This is a genomic window from Paraburkholderia sp. CNPSo 3274 (assembly GCF_024206475.1).
Taxonomy (GTDB): domain Bacteria; phylum Pseudomonadota; class Gammaproteobacteria; order Burkholderiales; family Burkholderiaceae; genus Paraburkholderia.
Genome location: NZ_JAMBPR010000031.1, coordinates 66,854 through 84,318, shown reverse-complemented (window position 1 = coordinate 84,318; position 17,465 = coordinate 66,854). Strand labels below are relative to the sequence as shown.

The 17,465-nt window shown below is 66.0% G+C and carries 12 protein-coding genes and 2 pseudogenes; 4 read left to right on the top strand and 10 right to left on the bottom strand.

The features are described from left to right. Positions 1 to 89: 89 nt before the first annotated feature. The 9 genes and pseudogenes from M3I54_RS21815 to M3I54_RS21775 form a co-directional block, all read right to left on the bottom strand. Positions 90 to 510, bottom strand: a pseudogene (locus M3I54_RS21815) (M55 family metallopeptidase). Next, on the bottom strand, positions 507 to 1,583 hold the full coding sequence (locus M3I54_RS21810) for a P1 family peptidase (RefSeq protein WP_254339678.1): 1,077 nt from the start codon (positions 1,581 to 1,583) through the stop codon (positions 507 to 509). Before M3I54_RS21810 ends, M3I54_RS21815 begins: the two are co-directional and overlap by 4 nt. Further along, a complete protein-coding gene (gsiD, locus tag M3I54_RS21805) occupies positions 1,580 to 2,473 on the bottom strand; it encodes a glutathione ABC transporter permease GsiD (RefSeq protein ID WP_254339676.1) in 894 nt (297 codons plus the stop codon). The genes M3I54_RS21810 and gsiD overlap by 4 nt, the downstream gene beginning before the upstream one ends. Before the next feature lie 7 nt (positions 2,474 to 2,480). Continuing rightward, the gene (gsiC, locus tag M3I54_RS21800) at positions 2,481 to 3,401 is read right to left on the bottom strand and encodes a glutathione ABC transporter permease GsiC (RefSeq protein ID WP_254339674.1); all 921 of its coding nucleotides are present in this window, start codon (positions 3,399 to 3,401) and stop codon (positions 2,481 to 2,483) included. Between the two features lie 69 nt (positions 3,402 to 3,470). After that, complete coding sequence (gene gsiB, locus M3I54_RS21795) at positions 3,471 to 4,994, bottom strand: glutathione ABC transporter substrate-binding protein GsiB (RefSeq protein WP_254339719.1); 1,524 nt, start codon at positions 4,992 to 4,994, stop codon at positions 3,471 to 3,473. Positions 4,995 to 5,102: 108 nt separating this feature from the next. Next, on the bottom strand, positions 5,103 to 7,004 hold the full coding sequence (locus M3I54_RS21790; RefSeq protein ID WP_254339716.1) for a dipeptide ABC transporter ATP-binding protein: 1,902 nt from the start codon (positions 7,002 to 7,004) through the stop codon (positions 5,103 to 5,105). Between the two features lie 47 nt (positions 7,005 to 7,051). Further along, positions 7,052 to 8,059 (bottom strand): isoaspartyl peptidase/L-asparaginase family protein, encoded by a 1,008-nt coding sequence (locus tag M3I54_RS21785; RefSeq protein WP_254339671.1) that lies wholly within the window; start codon positions 8,057 to 8,059, stop codon positions 7,052 to 7,054. Continuing rightward, positions 8,056 to 8,997: a MurR/RpiR family transcriptional regulator gene (locus tag M3I54_RS21780; protein WP_254339669.1), complete on the bottom strand. Its 942-nt coding sequence runs from the start codon at positions 8,995 to 8,997 to the stop codon at positions 8,056 to 8,058. The genes M3I54_RS21785 and M3I54_RS21780 overlap by 4 nt, the downstream gene beginning before the upstream one ends. Positions 8,998 to 9,329: 332 nt before the next feature. Then, the gene (locus tag M3I54_RS21775; protein ID WP_254339667.1) at positions 9,330 to 11,237 is read right to left on the bottom strand and encodes a PAS domain S-box protein; all 1,908 of its coding nucleotides are present in this window, start codon (positions 11,235 to 11,237) and stop codon (positions 9,330 to 9,332) included. 690 nt (positions 11,238 to 11,927) lie between these two features. Between M3I54_RS21775 and M3I54_RS44885 the strand changes: the two genes are divergently transcribed. From M3I54_RS44885 to M3I54_RS21750, 3 genes and pseudogenes are all read left to right on the top strand, one after another. Further along, positions 11,928 to 13,880 (top strand): bifunctional diguanylate cyclase/phosphodiesterase, encoded by a 1,953-nt coding sequence (locus tag M3I54_RS44885; protein ID WP_302059066.1) that lies wholly within the window; start codon positions 11,928 to 11,930, stop codon positions 13,878 to 13,880. Positions 13,881 to 13,887: 7 nt separating this feature from the next. Beyond that, positions 13,888 to 14,553, top strand: a pseudogene (locus M3I54_RS21755) (OmpA family protein); the annotation flags it as partial. A gap of 221 nt (positions 14,554 to 14,774) precedes the next feature. After that, on the top strand, positions 14,775 to 15,233 hold the full coding sequence (locus M3I54_RS21750) for a PRC-barrel domain-containing protein (protein ID WP_254339664.1): 459 nt from the start codon (positions 14,775 to 14,777) through the stop codon (positions 15,231 to 15,233). A 77-nt stretch (positions 15,234 to 15,310) separates the two neighbouring features. On the opposite strand, the gene M3I54_RS21745 is transcribed toward M3I54_RS21750, so the two are convergent. Beyond that, positions 15,311 to 16,435 (bottom strand): aromatic ring-hydroxylating dioxygenase subunit alpha, encoded by a 1,125-nt coding sequence (locus tag M3I54_RS21745; protein ID WP_254339662.1) that lies wholly within the window; start codon positions 16,433 to 16,435, stop codon positions 15,311 to 15,313. A gap of 141 nt (positions 16,436 to 16,576) precedes the next feature. Here M3I54_RS21745 and M3I54_RS21740 point away from each other — a divergent pair, with 141 nt between their 5' ends. After that, positions 16,577 to 17,428 carry an intradiol ring-cleavage dioxygenase gene (locus tag M3I54_RS21740; RefSeq protein WP_254339660.1) on the top strand — a complete coding sequence of 284 codons (852 nt, stop codon included), beginning with the start codon at positions 16,577 to 16,579 and terminating at the stop codon, positions 17,426 to 17,428. Positions 17,429 to 17,465 lie beyond the last annotated feature (37 nt).

Sequence of the window (17,465 nt, the reverse complement as noted above, 5' to 3'; positions counted from 1 at the left end):
GCGGATTGGCGGCGAAGCCGCCTATCCGTTGTGCGACGTGTGGGGGGGGGCTGACAGTTAGTTGCACAATGCGGCGAACGACCGCCGCCTCATCGCAGCACCGCAGACATCGCCGACAAGCTATTGAGCGTGCGCACGAGGGACTCGGCGGTTGGCGCCACGAACCGGATCAAACAGCCCACCGCGCGCTCGACACCGGGCCACTGCGCAAAGAGGTCAGCCAGCGCAGTAGTCTGCGTATGCAGCTCGCACGTGCGCACGCGCGGCGCGGCACACGCGCGGTCCCACCACGCGCCGTCGCGTGCCACCTGCCCGACGGCTTCGTGCGCCATGCGAGTCGTTGACCCACACCTCGCTCGCGCCGCCCGAGAACGCGCCCTCCACGGCCGCGTTCGCTTCGAGCGTCATCCAGCGGCGGGCCTGCTCGTACTCGGCGTTTCCCGCGCGCGTTTGCGCAACGTTGAAGACTCCGCCTATGCCTTCGATATCGACCGAGATGAGGACCTTCACGCCTGCGCTCCGCCTGAAAGCAGTTCGGCGAGATCGGGCACCGCTTCGCGCAGCGCCAGACGCACCTGGCCATCGCGGCCCTGTACGGTGCTTGCGCGCCACAACGCGTCGAGAATCGCTTGCTCCACGCAATCGGCGCTTGCCTGAAACAGCGGGTCGAGCTGCGAGTCGGCGAGCAAGGGCGGCAAAGCGTGGGTCGGCGCGTCGTGCATCAATGTGTACGCAGTGCTGAACGCCATGGCGATATCGCCGCTGCCGTGTCCATAAACGGATCCCGTGCGCGCGAGACCCGCTGCCGCGCGCATCGACACGCGCCGAAGCTGCCTTGCGTCGAGCGGCGCGTCCGTGGCGATCAGCATGATGATCGACCCCTTCTCGGGCTCCTGCGTTGCGCGATTCGACGCAGCGCGCGCCGCAAGCTCGCGCCCCACGGGCACACCGCCGATCGTCAGCATCGGCAAGCGGCCAAAGTTCGCCAGCACGAGCGCACCCACCGTGTACTGCGCGAGCGCCGCTTGCACCACGCGCGACGCCGTGCCGATGCCGCCTTTCAGGTCGAAGCTCGACATGCCGCGCCCCGCGCCTACGCTGCCACGCGCGAAGTCAGCGTTCGCAGCAGCGCAGGCGGCGAGATAGTGTTCCTCGTGAACCGCCAGCGCCTGAATATCGTTCAGATAGCCGTCATTGCACTCGAACACGAGCGGATTGACGGTCGGCAGGTCGCGTCCAATTTGCGGATTCGCCGCGACCGCCGCGCGAATCTGCGCCTGCGCAAGCGTGCCCACCGCAAACGTGTTGCTCAGCGCGACCGGCGTTTCGAGCACGCCCAACTCTTCGAGTTGCATGAGCCCGATGCTCTTGCCGAATCCGTTGATCACGCAAATGCTCGCCGGCACCTTCTCGCGAAAGAGGTCGCCTGCATGCGGCAGCAGCACGGTCACGCCTGTTTGCACATCGCCCGCGTCGAGCGTGCAATGTCCAACGCGCACGCCGCTTACGTCGGCTATCGTTCCTGTCGCGCCGCTCGCCAGTGTGCCGACATGCGGCGCGGTATCTCCACGATCGACGCTCATGCGCGGTCCAGCTTCGGGTCGAGTGCGTCGCGCAATCCGTCGCCCAGCAGATTGAACGCAAGCACGGTGAGGAAGATGGCGAGGCTCGGGAACAGCGCGATATGCGGCGCCGTCACCATATCTGCGCGCGCCTCGTTGAGCATGGCGCCCCACTCCGGCGTGGGTGGCTGGGCGCCAAGGCCGATGAACGACAGGCTCGCCGCCGTGATGATCGACGTGCCGATACGCATGGTCAGATACACGATCACGGACGACACGGTGCCCGGCAGAATATGCCGCATGATGATCGTCCAGTCCGACGCGCCAATGCTGCGCGCGGCCTCGACATACGTGAGGTGCTTGAGCATGAGCGTATTGCCGCGCACGAGCCGCGCGAACGCCGGAATGCTGAATACCGCCACCGCACAGACCACATTGATCATCCCGTTGCCGAGGATCGCCACCACGCCGATGGCGAGCAGAATGCCTGGGAATGCGAACAGCACGTCAGCCACACGCATGGTGATGCGGTCCCACCACCCTTCGTAGTACCCCGCGAGCAGGCCGAAGAACGTGCCGACCACCGCACCCAGCGCCACCGAAAGAAAGCCCGCCGCGAGCGAAATGCGCGTGCCCGCGAGAATGCGGCTGAAAATATCGCGGCCCAGCGCGTCCACGCCGAACCAGTGGGCAGCCGTTGGACCCGCGTTCAGCGAGTCGTAGTCGAAGTAATTTTCCGGGTCGTAAGGCACGAGATGCGGCGCGAACACCGCAATCAGCACCAGCAGCAGCACGAATGCGCCCGCGCCGAGCGCGACATGCTGCTTGCGGAACTTGCGCCAGAATTCGCGCCACGGTGTGCGGATCGCTTCGTCCTGTGCGCGTACATCAACGTCTAGGGTCGTGCTCATGGCGGGCTCACCTGAATCGAATGGTCGGATTGATGACCGCGTACAGCACGTCCACGATCAGATTGATGACGATGAACTCGAGCGAGAACAACAGCACTTCGGCCTGAATCACGGGGTAGTCGCGCATCGAAACCGAATCGATGAGCAGCCGCCCGAGGCCCGGCCAGTTGAACACCACTTCCACGACGATCGAGCCGCCCAGCAAGAAGCCGAACTGCAGGCCCATCATCGTGACGACGGGAATCATCGCGTTGCGCAGGCAATGCTTGATCACTACCCATTGCTCGGCCACGCCCTTCGCGCGCGCCGTGCGCACGAAGTCCTCGTTGAGCACTTCGACGAAGGAGGCCCGCGTGAAGCGCGCCATCACCGCAGCCACCGCCGCACCGAGTGTGATCGACGGCAGCACGTAGCTGCGCCAGGAACCGTCGCTCACCACGGGGAGCCAGCCCAGGCGCACCGAGAACAGCTCCATGAGCGCCATGCCGAGCGCGAAAGCCGGAAACGAAATGCCCGACACCGCGAGCGCCATGCCAATGCGATCGGGCCAGCGATTGCGCCACACGGCCGAGACGATGCCGATTGCCATGCCAAACACCACGGCCCAGACCATGCTGGTGAGCGTGAGCAGCAGCGTGGGCATGAAACGCTCGCTAATTTCGGTGATGACCGGGCGCTTGCTGCGCATCGAAACACCGAAGTCGCCGTGAGCGATGCGCACGAAGAAGTGGAGGAACTGCTGCGGCAGCGGCTGGTCGAGGCCGAGGTCGGCGCGCACGAGCGCAACCGTGGCGTCGTCCGCTTCGGGGCCGGCCGCGAGGCGCGCCGGGTCGCCCGGCAGCAGGTGCACGAACAGGAACACCAGGACCGCAACGATCAGGAGCGTCGGCAGGAGGCCCAGCGAGCGTTTGACAATGAAATTCAGCATGAGCGCGTTACTGCATCGGGGCGCGCGCGCCGCGCCGGACTCGAACGTTCCGGCGCGGCGCGCAACGCATTAGCGAATCGAGATCTCGTCGAAGTTGAACGAGCCGTCCGGCGCCACATACGCGCCGGCCAGGCGCTTGCTGCGGGCGTACACGACCTTCTCCTTCACGAGGAACACCCACGGTGCGTCGGCCCAGATGCGCTTTTGCGCGTCGGTGTAGAGCGCCGTCTTTTGCGCGCGATCCGTCGTTTCGAGCGCCTTCGCGAGGTCCTCATCGACCGCCGGGTTCTTGTAGTACGCGGTGTTCATGAGCTTGGGCGGCCACGATGCCGAAGCGAGCAGCGGCGAGATGCCCCAGTCCGCCTCACCGGTGGACGACGACCAGCCGATGTAATACATGCGCACGCCCGCCGTTGCCGGGTCCTGCGCGCTTTCCACGCGCGCGACGGCGGTGCCCGTTTCGAGCGCTTCGACGTTCGCCTTCACGCCCACCTGCGCGAGTTGCTGCTGCACGAACTGAATGGCTTTTTGCGCGGTCGAGTTGTTATACGCCGACCACAGCGTCGTTTCGAAGCCATTCGGGTAACCGGCCTGCTTGAGTAGTTCTCGCGCCCTGGCCGGATCGTAAGGCCAGGGGCCGAGCTTGACCGAGTAGTCCACACCTTGCGGCAGCACGCCGTCCGAAGGCAGCGCATAGCCCCCGAACGCCACCTTGGCCAACGCGTCCTTATTGATCGCGTAGTTCAGCGCCTGGCGCACGAGCGGGTTGTCGAACGGCTTCTTCGCGGTGTTCAGGCTGATGTAGCGCTGGATGATCGAGGGCGTGGCGATCAGGTCCACCTTCGGGTTCGACTGGAACGTGCTCGCCTGCTCGAACGGAATGCGGAAGGCGAAGTCCGCTTCGCCAGTGCGCATGAGCGCCGCGCGCGTGTTGTTGTCGGCTACCGGCTTCCAGTCGATCTCGTCGATCTTCGGGTAGCCCTTCTTCCAGTAGCCGTCGAACTTGTGCACGACGAGGTCGCCAGCCGGGTCCCACTTCACGAATGCGAACGGGCCCGTGCCCACCGGATGCAGCCCGATGTCCTTGCCCCACTTCTTCATGGCCGCAGGCGAGATCATCACCGCCGACGGGTGCGCGAGCACATTCACGAACGCCGAGAACGGCGCATTCAGCGTGACCTTCACCGTGTACGGATCGACCACTTCGGTCTTCGCGATGCGGCGGAACATGTTGTAGCGCTTCAGGTGATTCGCCGGGTCCGTCACGCGGTCGAAGTTCGCCTTTACGGCCGCCGCGTTGAAGTCGGTGCCGTCCTGGAACTTCACGCCCTCGCGCAGCTTGAAGGTATAGACGAGGCCGTCCCCGCTCACTTCATGGCTCGTGGCGAGCACGTTGGTAAGCTTCAGGTCCTTGTCGAAACCGAACAGGCCCTGGTAGAACGACTTCGCAACCGCCTGCGAGAGCGTGTCGTTGGCGTCGTACGGGTCGAGCGTCGAGAAGGTCGAATCGACAGCCATCACGGCGCGCTGATCGGCGGCTTGTGCCGCAGTCGCGCCCGCGATCAGTGCAAGTGCGAGCGCGCTGCCCTTCATCCATGTTTTGACTTCTTTCATCAATCAGGTCTCCATACCAATGAGTCTTGACGACTCAGCGAAATGATCCAGCTAGAAAGCGAACGATTGTGTGACTTGACGGCGCGTTCAGTAAGCGCCGCCCACTCGATGCTTCGCAACGAAGTGATCGGGGCCGACCGCCACGAGCGGCAGGACCTGCGGCTCGTCGACGGTTGCGCGAATCGGGCTCGGCAGTTCGTCGGCGGCGAGCACGCGCTTCGCGTGGCGGCGCGCCGGATCGGCGATCGGCACCGCGCCCATGAGCTTCTTCGTATAGGCGTGCTGCGGGTTCTCGAACACGGCGCGGCGCGGGCCGATCTCGACGATCTGCCCCAGATACATCACCGCGACGCGATGGCTCACGCGTTCCACCACGGCCATATCGTGCGAGATGAAGAGATACGCCACGCCAAGCTCCTGCTGCAGGTCGAGCATCAGGTTGACGATCTGCGCCTGCACGGAAACGTCGAGCGCCGACACCGATTCGTCGGCGATCACGACTTTCGGGTTCATCGAAAGCGCGCGCGCGATGGCAATGCGCTGACGCTGGCCTCCCGAGAATTCGTGCGGATAACGGCCCGCCGCCGACTTCGGCAAGCCCACACGATCGAGCAGCCATTCCACGCGCGCCTGCGCCTCTCCACCCTTCGCAATGCCGTGCACGAGCAGCGGCTCCATGATCGAGAAGCCCACCGTGAGGCGCGGATTGAGCGAAGCGAACGGGTCCTGGAAAATGAACTGGATATCGCGGCGCAACGTCTGCAGCGCGGGCCCAGTGAGGGTGCTGATATTCTGGCCGGCGAATTCGATCGTGCCGCTCTGGCTCTCTACGAGCCGCAGCAGCGAGCGGCCCGTGGTCGATTTTCCGCAACCGGACTCGCCCACCAGCGCGAGCGTTTCGCCAGCGTGAAGATCGAAGCTGACTTTTTCGACCGCATGCACGCGGCCCGTGACCTTGCCGAACAGACCGCTGCGCACGGGGAAACGCGTGACGAGCTCACGCACGCGCAGGACCGGCGCCGCGTGCGTTTTCGGCACGTTCGCCGGAAGGTTTGACGTGGCCACCGGGCGCGCCGCTTCGCTCGTCGAAAGCAGCGGGAACTTCTCTGGCAAGTCAGTGCCCCGCATCGCGCCGAGCTTCGGCACGGCGGCGAGCAACGCCTGCGTGTAGCGATGCGAAGGCGCGGCGAAAAGCGCATCGGATGCGCCCTCTTCGACTTTCTCCCCGCGATACATCACGAGGATGCGGTCCGCCACTTCGGCCACCACGCCCATGTCGTGCGTGATGAAGACAACGCCCATCTCCATCTCATCCTGCAGGCCGCGAATGAGCTGCAGGATCTGCGCCTGGATCGTCACGTCGAGCGCCGTGGTCGGTTCGTCGGCGATCAGGAGCGCGGGCTTGCACGAGAGCGCCATCGCAATCATCACGCGCTGGCGCATGCCGCCCGAAAGCTGATGCGGGAAGCGGTCCATCACGCGGCGCGCCTCGGGAATGCGCACGAGGTCGAGCAGGCGCAGCGTTTCGGCGCGCGCCTGCGCGGCGTTCATCTGCTGATGCAACGCGATCGCCTCGCTGATCTGGTTACCCACCGTGAACACCGGGTTCAGCGAGGTCATCGGCTCCTGGAAGATCATCGCGATGTCCGCGCCGCGCACCGAGCGCATGGTCGACCCATTCGCACGCGTGAGATCGAGCACGCTGCCCTTGCGGCGGCGCAGGTCGATGCTGCCGTTTGCAATGCTGCCGCCGCCGTGCTCGACTAGCCGCATCAGCGAAAGCGACGTGACCGACTTGCCCGAGCCCGATTCGCCGACGATGGCGAGCGTCTCGCCCCGATCGACGTGGAACGACAGATTGCGCACGGCTTCGAATGTGCCCGCGCCGCGCCGGAACGACACGCTGAGATCGCGCACGTCGATCACGCGGTTCGGCGGCAGCGTGGCCTTATCGCTGGCCACCGCCGTATCAGGAGAGTGCGAGGACATCTGCACGATGAGGATTCCTTCGTTTGATGCGCAAAGCGATGCGCCGCTCAGCGATAGATCGACGCAACGGGCGCTTCGCCCACGCGCGCGTAGCCACGATACATGCCTTCGGTGTTGAACGGCAGGACCACGTTGCCTTGGGCGTCCACGGCGACCAGGCCGCCACGGCCGTCGATGCGCGGCAATTGCTCCATCACCACATTCGTGGCTGCTTCGGAAAGCGAAACGCCGCGATATTTCATTTGCGCCGCCACGTCGTAGGCCGCAACCATGCGCATGAACATTTCGCCCGATCCCGTGGTGGACACCGCACAGGTGGCGTCGTCGGCATAGCAGCCCGCGCCGATCAGCGGCGCGTCGCCCACGCGGCCCACCTGCTTGTTCGTGATGCCGCCGGTCGAAGTCGCCGCCGCGAGATGGCCGTGCGCGTCGAGCGCCACCGCGCCCACCGTGCCGTATTTGCGGTTCGGGTCGATCGGCTCGTGCGGCAGGCTGTCTTCCGATGCGTTTGCAGCGGCCTTAGCCTCGACATTTGCCTGAAGGGTTGCCCCATCGTGATCGAGCATCGCGCGCGCTTCGCCGCGTGCGAGCTGCCACTGGCGGTAGCGCGCATCAGTGTGAAAATAGCCGGGATCGACGAATTCGAGGCCCTGTGCCGCCGCAAATGCTTCCGCGCCTTCGCCCGTGAAGAGCACGTGCTCGCTCTTCTCGAGCACGCGGCGCGCCGCCCGCACGGGATTGCGCACGCGCTTCACGCAGCACACGGCACCCGCTTCGAGCGTGCGGCCGTCCATGATCGAGGCGTCGAGTTCATGCGTGCCCGCGGACGTGAAGACCGCGCCGTGGCCCGCGTTGAAAAGCGGACAGTCTTCGAGCAGGCGCACCGCTTCCTCGACTGCGTCGAGCGCGCTGCCGCCAACGGCCAGGATGCGCTGGCCAGCCGCGAGAATGCGGTTCAGCGCGTCGAGATACCGGGTTTCGACTTCGGGCGCCATCGAAGCGCGCAGGATCGTGCCGGCGCCGCCGTGAATGGCAATGACTGCGTTCGATTTCATGATTTCTTTTTCGTTGGGGAAGATGGGGCCGAAGGCGCGGCAGGCGCCTGCGCCGAGGCCGAGGTGAGCCACGGCAGCACCGATTCGGTGATGGCCGCCGCGGCGACGACGGAATCCTTCGCGCGCAACGCCACGGCGTCGCAAAGCGCTTCGATGACGGCCAGCACAGCGGCTTCCGAGTTCGCCGCAAGGCGACGTTCGGAGCGGATCAGCAGCGTGAGATCGGCGAAGCGTGCGAGCGGCGAGTCGATGCTGTCGGTGAGCGCGAGCACGCGCGCGCCCAGCTTCGCGGCGTGGCGCGAGAGCTTGATCGTGTCGTCCACGTAGCGCGGAAACGCGATGCCGATCACCAGATCGTCCTTGTTCGCGCCGAGCAGCCTGCGCGCCGAATGCGTGGGACCGCCGACCGAGGCGAGCGCCTGCACGTTGTCCAGATACGGCAGCAGCGCGTTCTCCATGAGCCCGGCGAGAAACGCGCTCGTGCCCGAACCGATCACGTAGACGCGGCGCGCCGAAAGAATCGCGTCCACCGCTGCTGCGGCCGCTTCGCTGTCGATCGACTGGCGCGACAAACGCAGGTTCGACTCGGCCTGCTCCAGCGAGGCGCCGAACAACCCGGCGCCGCTGGTTGGCGATTCCTGCGCGCTGCGCAGCCGCTCGACCGGCGCGAGCGTGGCCTCGAAGCCGCGCACGAGCGCCTCGCGAAACTGCGGATAGCCGTCGAACCCGAGCGAGCGCGCAAAGCGGTTGGCCGTGGCCACCGAAGCGCCCACCGCGCCAGCCAGTTCGTCGATGCGCATGGTCGCGGCGTGGAACAGGTTCGCGAGCACGTACTCCGCCATGCGCCGGTGGCCCGGCGTGAGAACGGACATCGCGGCGGTGATGCGCGCGACGATCTCGGCTTCGGGCGTGTCGGGAGTTGACGGTCGGGTTGGCATGCGTGTACGGGGGTTAGGACGGCAAGTCCGTAAATGAAATTACATGAACGGATCTTAGTGAAAATTAATTTTCATCGCGCCCTGGGTTTACCCTATTCGAGCAAAGCAAGGGGACAGTTAGCTTGACCGGGCGCAACGAAACACGAAGCTGCGCACCCCGAACACGTTGCAGGATTTTGGAGGGAGAGCCCGGCAGGAGCAGAAGCCGGAAAGACATGTTGCCCGCAGGCGAGATAACGCGAGAGGCTGCGCGTGGGGAGCGGAGCCGCACTTGCCGCCAGCAAGGCGCTAGCGGCAATCGAATCAGTCACATGAAAATGGAGTGCGCAGCTTCACGACGCCATCATCGCTTCAGCGCCCGGCGCCAACCGCCACGTATTGCGCCCCGCGCGCTTGGCTTCATACATGGCCGCATCGGCGAGACAAAGCGGATCGTCGGCCAGCGTCCTGTTCTCGGCCTCGGCCGAGAGCACCGCGCTCGTTGCGTCCACCACACCCGCCGCACCTGCCACGCCAGTCAGCACGACGCCCACGCTCGCGCTCGTCTCGATCACGCGGCCCGCAACAACGAACGCCTTCGACACCTCGCGGCAAATGGCCGCCGCAATGCGCTCGCCGGTGCGCGCGTCGCTCACGCCGCGGCTCGCCACCACGAATTCGTCGCCGCCCAGGCGGCTCACCACGTCGCCCGTGCGCACGGTGGCGACGAGCCTGCGCGCGACCTCCTTGAGCAAAGCGTCGCCCACATCGTGGCCGTAGCGGTCGTTGATGGACTTGAAGCCATCCATGTCCATGAAGAAGAGCGCGAAGGGCTCACCGCTCGCGCGCAGTTCGCCCAGCGCCTCCTGCAGCGCGCGCCGGTTGGCGAGTCCCGTGAGCGGGTCGATCAGCGCGCCTTCGCGCAGGCGTTGCTCGGTGCGGCGCTGCTCGGTCACGTCGTGCGCCATCACGTAGAAGCCCGTCACCTTGCCTTCGCGCTTGGCCGGAATGTAGGTGGCCGACCATACGCGGTCGGCGTCGGCGCGATAACGCACCTCGTCGCAAGTCACGCGTTCGCCGGCCAGCGCTCGCGCAAAGAGCGGCTGCAACTGCTCGAACACTTCGGGACGCAGCGTTTCGCTCAAGCTGCGCCCGCGCAGCACCGCCGGCTCCGCGCCGAACACGCGCTTGAACGTCTCATTGTTGAACTGGTAGCGAAGATCACGATCGACCACGGCGATCAGCGCCGGCACGTTGTCGGTGATGGTCTGCAGCGCGTCGCGGCTGCGCCGCAACTCCGCCGTGCGTTCGCGCACGCGCTCTTCGAGCTCGACATGATAGTTGCGCAGCGCCTCTTCGCTCTTCTTGCGGGTCGTAATGTCCTGCACCGCCGCGATGAAATGCAGCGGCGTGCCCGACACGTCGCGCACGAGCGACACCGCGAGATTGACCCACACGGCCTGGCCGTCGGGCCGCAAATAGCGCTTTTCGATCGCATACGTGGCCTGGCGGCCCGCGAGCAATTCCGCCACTTGCGCGAGATCGGCGGCGATGTCGGCCGGGTGCGTGACCGATGCGAACGTGCGGCGGCGCAGCTCGCTCTCCTCGTAGCCGATGATCTCCGAGAACTTCTGGTTCACGTCGAGAAAACGGCCGTCGAGATCGACCACGGCCTTGCCGATCGGCGTTTGCTGGAACACGGTCCGAAAGCGCGCCTCGCTGATGGCGAGCGAACGGCGGTCGCGCTCGTGCGCCGTACGCGAGCGGTTCAACTGCCGGCGCAATTCCAGCTCGCGTTCGACGAGATGCGCGAAATCCGCGAGCATGGCGGCCTGTGCTGCGTCGAACGTGCGCGGCTTTTCGTCGATCAGGCAAAGCGTGCCGACCACCTGGCCGTCGGCGAGGCGCAGCGGCGAGCCCGCATAGAAGCGGATGTTCGGCGCGCCCGTGACGAGCGGATTGTCGAGAAAGCGCTCGTCGTCCAACGCGTCTTCCACCACGAGCATGCGCTTGCTCAGCACGGCGTGTGCACAGAACGATACGCTGCGCGGCGTTTCGCAAGCCGCCAGCCCATGGTGCGACTTGAACCATTGGCGGTTTTCGTCCACGAGCGAGATCAGCGCGATTGGCATGTCGAACGCGAAGGCGGCGAGCCGCGAGATGCGGTCGAATGCCTCTTCGGGATCGGTGTCGAGTATGTCAAGTTGCCGCAGCGCCCGAAGGCGGACGTCCTCATCCAGAGGAAGCGGAGCAGTGATCATCGTGTGAGGGCCCGGCAGGGCGGATACGGTTGCGTGGCGCTTCCCGTACCGGCGCGCCTTAGCTGGGTTTACGGCCGGATTAAGCAAAAACTGAAGCACGGGATTGCCCGAACCACGCGTCTCGCGCAAGCCTTGCGCGCCAGGCATTTCCCTTATGCAGGAACCGCAATTTAAGCGCACGAACGTTCGGTACGCGTGTGGTTGCGCAATCATCGAGCGCAGCCGCCGTCATACCCGCGCTGCTCGCGTGGCCCGGCCCCACAGGCATGACGCATCTTCTCCCTGAAATTTCACTGCGGCGGAATTGCTTCGTCATCCGAATTAGATACCGTTTTTAACCGGCTGGTTAGCGTGTTGCGAAATCGATCAAGCCCTCAAAAAAAACATGTCTGGCGACTTCAGCAACGCTTTTTCATCGCCGTAAAAAGGGCAAAGCTCCACCCCTTCCGGTGTCACCATGAGAACCCTCGCGCAAACACTGCGACTGAAACAGAGCACCCCCATCGCCGCCGCGGCGCGTATTGCCGTCGGCTGTGGCGCCAGCACACGCATGAGCGCTGCGCCCCGTGCGCGTCGCGCACCGTCGCGCAGCGCTCACGCGCAAACCGGCACGTCGCATCACTACGCCATGCGCCGCCTCGCGGCGCAGGTGCGCACTCGCAGAATCTAACGCCACACGGATATCGAGACATGAGACAGGAAACCGTGGCGGCCATGCCCGATCCCGCCGTTGCCCTGAATCCCACGGCGGCGCTTCCCTGGATAGTTCGTGCGCGCGCTACGTTGCGCGCCTCTATCCGCGCACGCACGAAGTTCTTCATCGGCCTGTTCTTTGCCTTGTTCGCCGCGCAAACCACGCTGCTCGCAAGCCAGTTGATCGCGTTTGGGCATGCCTTCGAACGCGTGGATACCACATGGAACGACGAAAGCGCCCCGCCGGAAAGCGAAGCGCCGCATAGGCAAGCCGTTTCCGTCGCGCCGCGCGAGCTTGCTGTCGAGCGGCTGCACAGCCAGGTCCAACACGGCATCCTACGCGTGCATCACACGCTCGAAGCCGCCGTTGCGATCGCGCTCGCCACGCTCGCCTTTGGCCTCGCGCTGCTGCACTACCTCGAGCGCACGCTGCTGCGTCCGCTGCATACCTTGACCGATTCGCTCGTGCGCCTCGCACACGGCGAAGACATGCGCGCATTGCCCGACATGAATCGCACCGACGAGATCGGCGCGATGGCGCATGCCTTCGATACGTTGTGCGAAAAGTCCCGCGAGCTGCATATCGCCCACGAGGCCACGCGCGCCGCCGAGGCCCACGCCCAGGCGCTGGCGCGCCACGATCCGCTCACGGGCCTGCCCAACCGGCGTTTGCTCGCGGTGGAGATGAGCGCGGCGCTGGAGCGAACGCAGCACCGTTCGCCCGACTACCTCGTGTTCGTGATCGACCTTGACCGCTTCAAGCCCGTCAACGACTTTCACGGTCACGCCGCGGGCGACACGGTGCTGTGCGAGATCGCCGCGCGCCTGCGCCGCGTGGTACGCGACGGCGATACGGTCGCGCGCCTGGGCGGCGACGAGTTCGCCGTGCTCGCCCGCGTGCACCGCGACGACCACATCGAGGCCGCGAGCGAACTGGCGCAGCGCATGCTCGCCGCCACGCGCGCGCCCATCGACATCGGCAAGCTGCGCATCAACGTGGACGCGAGCATTGGCATTGCATGCTGCCCGCGCGACGGCGGCGACCCGGACGCGCTCCTGCGCGCCGCCGATATCGCCATGTATCGCGCCAAATGCGAAGGCAAGGGCACTTACCGCTTCTTCGAGCAGAAGATGGACGACGAACTGCGCCTGCAGGCCTCGCTCGAATCGGACCTGCGTCGCGCGCTCGCGGGCGGCGAGATCCGGCCGTTCTACCAGCCGCTCGTGCGCCTCGCCGACGGCCAGACCACCGGCTTCGAGATTCTCGCGCGCTGGCATCACGAGCAGCGCGGCTGGATCTCGCCCGAGGTGTTCGTGCCGCTCATCGAGCAGATGGGGATTTCGCCCGCGTTCACGGCTTCGATATTGCGGCGCGCGTGCCGCGACGCGCTGCGCTGGCCCTCGCGCTACCACCTCGCGCTCAATCTCTCGCCTGCGCAGTTCAAGGACACGCAACTCGCGGCGCTGCTTCTCACGATCCTCGCCGACGAGGGCATGCCGCCCGAGCGCATGGAGATCGAGATCACCGAATCGGCGCTGATGTACGACTTCGACGCGGCGCGCGCGGTGCTCGCGGACTTCCGCAACGCGGGGCTGCGCATGTCGCTCGACGACTTCGGCACCGGCTATTCGAGCCTGCAGCACCTGCGCGAGCTGAAGGTGGACAAGTTGAAGATCGACCGCTCCTTCGTGCTCTCCATGGCCTCGTGCAACGAGAGCGCCAAGATCGTCGACGCGATCATCGCGCTCTCCACGAACCTGGGCATGAGCACGGTGGCCGAGGGCGTGGAGACCGCAGAACTCGCGCGCACGCTGGCAGCGAAGGGCTGCGACTACGCGCAGGGCTATTTCTTCGGCAAAGCGATGGCGGCGCGTGAAATCGATGCCTTGCTGAACGTGGATCGCGCGGCGAACGAGGCGCGGCTCAAGCGTCTCGTCGAGCCGGCCTGAATAGATTGCCAACCCGAGCGTGGTGCAAGGCGGCGGCCGTGACATTTCGAGCAAGACGCCGGCCGTGGGCGGCTCGAACGCGCAGCCCACGCTCTCGCGCGCCGTGCACGTGGAAGCGGTCGACAAGTCGCGCCTTTCGCAGCTCAAGGAAAAACTCTCGGCGCTCATCGAGCGCAAGCCGGAGTTGCGCGCGTACCGCGACCAGATCCGCATGTCGATCACGGACGAAGGCCTGCGCATCGAGCTGGTCGATTCGCTCAAGCATCCCATGTTCGCGACCGGCAGCGCGAAGCTCGAAGACTATGCCTACGAGATCCTTGTGCAGATCGGCAGCGCGCTCAACGACGTGGACAGCGGCGTGTGGATCGCGGGTCACACCGACTCGGTGCCCTACTCGGGCGGCCTCACCGGCTACTCGAACTGGGAGCTTTCGAGCGAGCGCGCCAACGCCGCGCGCCGCGCGCTGGTGGCCGGCCACCTGAGCGAGGAGAAACTGCTCCAGGTGCGCGGCCTCGCCGACGTCCTGCCGCTCGACCACGACACTGCGGACAGCCCGCTGAACCGGCGCATCAGCATTCTGGTGATGAACAAGGCCGCCGAGCGCGCGTTCTTCGAGCAGGCGAAACGCTACGACGTCGACACCCCGCAGAAGGCGGCCGCGCCTGCGTCCTGAGGCATCGACGGCGCGCCCCAAAGCGGGTCTCCAAACAGGCAGGAACGCCCCCGATGCGCCTCGCGCCGGCGCATCGAATCGACGGGCGCGGCGCGGTACGCCGCTTGCTGTATCACGCAGCAGGCGGCCAGAACCGCCGCGGCATCGCCTGCCGCCTGACACGGGAATCGTCGGGAGTCTGGCCGGGCTCAACATTGTTCCCCTCATATTTGGAGACCATCATGCCCACCTTCATTCCTCCGCCCATGCCAACTGGCAATGGCGCGCGCATCGTCGGCAAGGGCCGCGTAAGCGCCGCGGGGCCGGGCCCCGACGTGATGGCCGCGAGCACGCTCGATAGCGACCGCGTGCTGAGTTCGGACGGCCAGGAAGTCGGCAAGATCAAGGAAATCATGCTCGACGTGCAGAGCGGCCGCGTGGCCTACGTGGTGATGTCGAGCGGCGGCTTTCTCGGCATTGGCGACAAGCTGCTTGCCATTCCCTGGGGCGTGCTCATGCTCGACACGAGCCGCAAGTGCTTCCTGCTCAATGTGTCGTCCGAGCGCGTGAAGGAAGCGCCGGGCTTCGACCGGGACAACTGGCCCTCGATGGCCGACGCGACGTGGGGCAGCACGCTGCACGCGTACTACGGCGCCGAGCCGTACTGGGCCGCTGTCGAGCCGGTCACGCCGCGCCACTGAGCTTCGGGTCTGGCGCGTGGCTCCGAACGGCAAGCGGGTATTCGGAGCCGCACATCGCGTCGAGGGCACGCCGGCGTTCAGCGCGGCGTTGTCCCGGTGTTCGCGGCCATTGGGGGCGCCTCGGGGGCGTCGACCGCCTCCAGCGCCCACGTGTTCACCGTGAGCCGCATCGGGCAAGCAATCACCGTGGCGACGCGGCTCCCCTGCGACGCCTCCGGCGCGTTCCAGCCGCCCTCCGCCAGCGCCAGCACGCGCTGCCTGAACGCGATCTGCAAGGCATCCGACTTCACCGATACCTCGTTCTGCCAACTCTCTGGCACGCGAACCGGCCGGATGCGCCGAAGCACGGCGTGATCTTCCTCGAAAATGCGCAGATTGCGCGCACGGAAACGTCCGTCGAAGAGCGGATTGCGCAGGAAACTGCGGCCCATCATCCAGAACGTCTGCGTGCGCCCCACGTCCACCGGCACGTGCGCCGACGCGATATGAATGCGCCAGCCGTTGGCCAGGGTGAGTTCGAGCGTCGCGCACGGGCCGCTCAAGTGAAAGCCCGTTTGCGTGACCACGTCGACATGTTCGCCCGTGGGTGCGCGGCGCAGCCAGCCCTTGCGCACCGGTCGCCGCATCACGAGCCGCGCGTGGCCGCTCCACGCGTCGGCGTTCACGTTGACCGCGTCGATTTCAGGGCGGTCGGGCGCGCCGAACGAACTCCCGTGCACGAACGGCGCATGCGCGAAATCCAGTCCGTTCTCGATCACGCGCTCCCAGTTCGCCTCCCACGCGTAAGTGCCGTGCACGACTCGCACACCCGCATCGTCGGCCCAGCCGAGATCGGGCAGCGGCGGCCGCCCGGCTTCGGGCAGGTCGCCCACGAACGCCCAGATCCAGCCGTGACGCTCCACCACGGGGTAGCTGTCCACGCGCGCGCGCGCTGGAATGCGCGCCTGCGGCTGCGCGGGGATGTGGGTGCAAACGCCGTCAGCGCCATAGCGCCAGCCGTGGTAGGGGCACTGCACCTCGCCGTTCACGCGGCGCCCTGCCGCAAGCGAGGCGCCGCGATGCACGCAGATATCGGAGAGCAGTTGCGCGCGGCCCTGAGCGTCGCGAAACGCGACGAAACGGTGGCCGAGCAGCGTGACCGGCAGCAACTGCTCACGCAGGTCCGCGGCGGCAGCCACGACGTACCAGAGGTTTTTCAGCATGACGAATGGGAACGGCTAAGCGAATCGGCTAATTGGACCAGATTTTGGTTCCCGATGGCGACAGGCGCACAATACGTGCTGTTACGGCCCGGCCTCTACGTCACCGCGATCAGGCGGCAACCCTACAGGTAACCCCTAACCATGACCCAGTTCTTCAGCGAAGCCGCCTCCGCCGAGGCCGTCAATGCGCGTATTGGCGAAAACGCCGACGAGCGCGTGCGCGAGGTGATGAGCGCGCTCGTGCGACATCTCCACGCGTTCGCGAAAGAAGTGCAGCTCACGCAGCCGGAATGGGAAACCGCCATCGACTTCCTCACCACGGCAGGCCAGCTCTGCAGCGCCGAGCGCCAGGAGTTCATCCTGCTCTCGGATGCGCTAGGGTTTTCCATGCTCGTGGACGCCATCAACAACCGCCGCCCGGGCGCCGCCACCGAAAACACCGTGTTCGGCCCGTTCCACGTGGCCGGCGCGCCCGAGCGAGAGATGGGCGAGTGCATCACCGCCGACGGCAAAGGCGAGCGCTGCCTGTTCGAGGGCCGCGTGCTCGACCTCGAAGGCAGCCCGGTGGAAGGCGCGCGCATCGACGTGTGGTCCGACAACGCCGACGGCTACTACGATGTGCAGCAGCCAGGCGTACAGCCAAAATGGAACAACCGCGGCATCTTCACGACCGGCGCGGACGGCGCCTATCGCTTCGTCGGCATCAAGCCGGTCTCGTACCCGATCCCGCACGACGGCCCGGTGGGCAAGATGCTCGCCACCCTCGGCCGCCACCCGTACCGGCCCGCGCACATGCATTTCCTCATCACCGCGCCGGGCTACCAGAAAGTGGTCACGCATACCTTCGTGGGCGACGATCCGTACCTGCAGTCGGACGCCGTGTTCGGGGTGAAAGCGTCACTCGTCGCGCCATACGAGCGGGTGGCCGACAGCGTCGCACCCTGGCGCTCCACGTTCGATTTCGTACTCATGCCGCTCGCGCCGCACGCCTGATCCAGCAATGCGGCGAACTGGACGCGTTATCGCGCGT

Excerpts from the sequence above, each read along its gene's own strand:
- M3I54_RS21810 (WP_254339678.1), bottom strand. The coding sequence starts at position 1,583 with ATGAGCGTCGATCGTGGAGATACCGCGCCGCATGTCGGCACACTGGCG.
- gsiD (WP_254339676.1), bottom strand. The coding sequence starts at position 2,473 with ATGAGCACGACCCTAGACGTTGATGTACGCGCACAGGACGAAGCGATC.
- gsiC (WP_254339674.1), bottom strand. The coding sequence starts at position 3,401 with ATGCTGAATTTCATTGTCAAACGCTCGCTGGGCCTCCTGCCGACGCTC.
- gsiB (WP_254339719.1), bottom strand. The coding sequence starts at position 4,994 with ATGAAGGGCAGCGCGCTCGCACTTGCACTGATCGCGGGCGCGACTGCG.
- M3I54_RS21790 (WP_254339716.1), bottom strand. The coding sequence starts at position 7,004 with ATGTCCTCGCACTCTCCTGATACGGCGGTGGCCAGCGATAAGGCCACG.
- M3I54_RS21785 (WP_254339671.1), bottom strand. The coding sequence starts at position 8,059 with ATGAAATCGAACGCAGTCATTGCCATTCACGGCGGCGCCGGCACGATC.
- M3I54_RS21780 (WP_254339669.1), bottom strand. The coding sequence starts at position 8,997 with ATGCCAACCCGACCGTCAACTCCCGACACGCCCGAAGCCGAGATCGTC.
- M3I54_RS21775 (WP_254339667.1), bottom strand. The coding sequence starts at position 11,237 with ATGATCACTGCTCCGCTTCCTCTGGATGAGGACGTCCGCCTTCGGGCG.
- M3I54_RS44885 (WP_302059066.1), top strand. The coding sequence starts at position 11,928 with ATGAGACAGGAAACCGTGGCGGCCATGCCCGATCCCGCCGTTGCCCTG.
- M3I54_RS21750 (WP_254339664.1), top strand. The coding sequence starts at position 14,775 with ATGCCCACCTTCATTCCTCCGCCCATGCCAACTGGCAATGGCGCGCGC.
- M3I54_RS21745 (WP_254339662.1), bottom strand. The coding sequence starts at position 16,435 with ATGCTGAAAAACCTCTGGTACGTCGTGGCTGCCGCCGCGGACCTGCGT.
- M3I54_RS21740 (WP_254339660.1), top strand. The coding sequence starts at position 16,577 with ATGACCCAGTTCTTCAGCGAAGCCGCCTCCGCCGAGGCCGTCAATGCG.